We start from the raw sequence: 597 nt of genomic DNA, 5'->3' as shown, positions 1-597 counted from the left end.
CCAGGGCATCGCGATGAACCAGAAGAAGCTGCGGCGGCTCTATCGCGAGGAGAAGTTGCAGGTGCGCCGGCGTGGCGGCCGCAAACGGGCATTGGGCACGCGCAGGCCCATGCTGGTGCCTGATCGGGCCAATGCGCGCTGGAGCCTCGATTTTCTCTCCGACACGATCTCGGACGGTCGCCGCTTCAGGGTGCTCGCCATCGTCGACGACTATACGCGCGAGTGCCTCGCGCTCGTCGCCGACACTTCGCTCTCGGGCCTGCGCGTGGCTCGCGAACTGGATGGCGTCATTCGCTTGCGCGGCCGGCCGGGGACGATCGTGTCCGACAACGGCACAGAGTTCACCTCGATGGCGATCCTGCGCTGGTGCCAGGAGACCGGCGTCGAATGGCACTACATCGCTCCCGGCAAGCCAACGCAGAATGCCTTCGTCGAGAGCTTCAACGGGCGTTTCCGGGACGAGTGCCTCAACGACACGCTGTTCTCGACGCTTGCCGAGGCCCGCAGCGCCATCACCTCATGGAAGGAGGACTACAACCGCCACCGACCCCACTCGGCCCTCGGCAACATCACGCCCGCCGAGTTCGCCCTCAAATC

General features: G+C 65.8%; 1 protein-coding gene. It reads left to right on the top strand.

Annotated elements, in window-relative coordinates:
• The coding region (locus ACODTJ_RS29190; RefSeq protein WP_488851731.1) for an IS3 family transposase at positions 1-597 on the top strand (597 nt) is incomplete at both ends.

This window comes from Allobosea sp. FG18 (assembly GCF_057809495.1).
This window is presented reverse-complemented; position numbering and strand designations above follow the sequence as displayed.